3 protein-coding genes are annotated in these 2,689 nt (G+C 42.4%); 1 reads left to right on the top strand and 2 read right to left on the bottom strand.

Annotated elements, in window-relative coordinates:
* Window positions 1–314, bottom strand: a 314-nt coding sequence (locus tag ACFIL3_RS09520; protein ID WP_375682160.1) for a phage major tail tube protein, incomplete at its 3' end; no start/stop codon positions are given.
* Window positions 314–1,525, bottom strand: coding sequence for a phage tail sheath subtilisin-like domain-containing protein (locus ACFIL3_RS09525; protein ID WP_375682161.1), 1,212 nt, complete (start codon window positions 1,523–1,525; stop codon window positions 314–316). The genes ACFIL3_RS09520 and ACFIL3_RS09525, both read right to left, overlap by 1 nt.
* Before the next feature lie 473 nt (window positions 1,526–1,998).
* Between ACFIL3_RS09525 and ACFIL3_RS09530 the strand changes: the two genes are divergently transcribed.
* The gene (locus tag ACFIL3_RS09530; RefSeq protein ID WP_375682162.1) at window positions 1,999–2,520 is read left to right on the top strand and encodes a Rha family transcriptional regulator; all 522 of its coding nucleotides are present in this window, start codon (window positions 1,999–2,001) and stop codon (window positions 2,518–2,520) included.
* Window positions 2,521–2,689 lie beyond the last annotated feature (169 nt).

The following is a 2,689-nucleotide window of genomic DNA, read 5'->3' on the forward strand; positions in this document are numbered from 1 at the left end:
CCTCTCATGGTAATGACAACACCTTCTGCTGGTGTGCCTTGCGCTTGCATTGAACTTCGTAATGAAATGTCGACATCTGTGCGCCCCAACAGTGCCATCAATTCTGGAGAGCAATCAGAAATGGTCATGCTAAGTGTGAGGGTTTCAAGACCAAGGTCAACTTCAATGGAGCTATCCATGCCACCCCCGCGATAACTTTCAACAACCAAGCTCAAATTCGGTAGGGTGACACTTTCACATTTTGCCTGATAGGGAATACCATCGACAAAAATGTTAAAATATTTCAAGACTCTGGGTAAAACAGGTACGGTCATTAAAAGATCTCCTCTAAGTAATCATTCACAATGCGTGAACGGAATGTGATGTGTTCTGCTGGTGTTGTTGGTGTGAATTCGACATTGAAATAGACTTTGCCGCCTTCAATGGCGCTTGCTGTATTAAGCTCTAGATCAGGCGTACAGCGCCCACCAAGAATGGCGCCTTGTGCTTTTAAATCACGCAAATAGGCATTGACACTTTCACTGACATCATTCATGTAGGTCTTTTTGATATTGCGGTCGACAGCCCATAGATGCCCGCGCAAAATGGCATCATTGATCATATCTGCGGTGCGTACTACCGATAAGAAAGCAAATTTTGTATCACTTGAAAGGGTGCGATTACCCCAGAGGCGATAGCCGTTTTCCCGAATAATGGTTGTGATGTTTTGTTCATTGAGAAGGTTGGCGCGGCTTGATCGATCACCAATGGAAAAATCAATAGGGCGCGCAGTTCCCACAATGCCATTAATCACTTTATTGGAAGGAGAATGCCAAAAACCGTGTGTAAAATCAGTTTTGGCAATGACACCAGCAACCGCTGCACTTGCCGGCTGTTCTATAGTTTTTCCATCACGATTCACCTTTACAAATGGATCAATAAGAATGGCGCGTTTTGAATCAAAATCCTTTGCTGTGCTAAGAGCGGCTTCATCTGTTGTGTTGGGTGCATCAAGCACCACAATAGCACGCAGACGCTCTGCAATGCCAATGAGTTCTGCTGCGACGGGGTTGGCAGTTGCATCAGTTCCATTCTCTTCAATATTCACACTGGAAGGGCGTTGATGTGTAAAGCCTGGCGCAATCAGAATGCGTGGTGTTTGTCCTACAATGGATTGTGCTCCAATCAAAGCATGAACACCTTCATAAGCGCCATTTGCGTTTACACCACCCAGAATATTGGTGAGTGTTGCATTTTCGTTGTCACCCTCGTTCACGCGTACGACAACGACAATTGCCCCTACTTGTTTAAAAATAAGATCAAGGGCATTGGGTAAGGTGCCTTGACGCTTACCCGTTTTATCCAGTTTTGCGGCTTGTGAAAGAGAGCCTGCTACCAAAACGGGTGTGTTAAGAGGAAAGGCTCGTTCATCCGCATCTGGCGCTGTGCCAACAATTCCGATAACTGCCGATTGTACCGCGCGAAGGGGACGGGTGCCGTCGTCAACCTCGACAACTTCAACACCGTGTAGAAAACCTATTGCCATACTTTATGCTCCTTTAAATGAGGGGTGAATTAAAATGAATGGGAAAAATGAGGGTTGGATTTGAAATCGCACCCTTTAAAACAGCAAATCATAAGGATTTTGGTTCACTCGCATTTCAAATGCGAGTGAATAGTAAAGGGTAGCATTTCAAATGCGATCCTTTGAAAACAACAATATGTAAAATAATTTTTTAAAAGCATATTGACACTAATAAACCCTCATGTTAATCGAATCATAAGTGCTAGAAACACTAAACCATTAGCGGATAGGTCACGTAAGATCTCTCCCATGCATTTAAAATACTGATTGTCTTTTATGCTATTATTGGCATATAACGATTTTGTCGGGTGTAGCTATGCTATACAATACCTTCTCACGAGGGGAAGACATAGCGACGGACTAATGGCCGTGTTTCTAACGCCCGGCACCCTTGGGGGTGTCAATAGAGACATTAAAACCATTAGGAGTTCATCATGAACAATTTAGTGACAATCAACAATGCTGGTATTGCTGTTACAACTTCTTTAAAAATTGCAGAGGGTGTGGGTAATACGCATAAAACAGTTATACAGTTAGTACGCAATAATCGTAAGGATTTTGAAGAGTTTGGTTCACTTGGATTTGAAATCCAAGTGAGTAAAAGAGACGGTAAAGGTGGTCAAAAGAGAGAAGTTGCTATTCTCAACGAACCACAAGCCACTCTACTCATGACCTATATGCGTAACAATGATACGGTGCGTGCATTCAAAAAAGCCCTCGTCAAAGCTTTCTATGATTTAAAAAACCAATTAATTGATAATGATCGTGATACACGCTTTGATTTTCCAAGCAACTGGAATGAAATGGGACCTACTGAAAAAGCTGTTTATATTTATGGACCGCTTCACATGCATCTTGTTAAAGCCTTTACATTAGCAGAAGAGAGCAAATATTATAAAACGCTTGTTGAAGAAGCCAAGCGAGTTTTAGTAAGCCCTGTTGTAAAAGTAGCTTAAGTTTAAAAACATGATTTTATCTCCTCGTCTTTGAGGCGGGGAGGTAGTTAATGGCTCTGTTCCATTTGTATATCCACTTTATTAGCTGTTAATGTTGGAATAGAAGAGACATCAATGTCCCTCAAGGCATGCCATGTATCATAATTGGCTTGAAGCTGTAGCCAAAGGG

The organism is Bartonella sp. CE47NXGY (genome assembly GCF_042195415.1).
In the GTDB taxonomy this organism is placed as follows: Bacteria; Pseudomonadota; Alphaproteobacteria; order Rhizobiales; family Rhizobiaceae; genus Bartonella.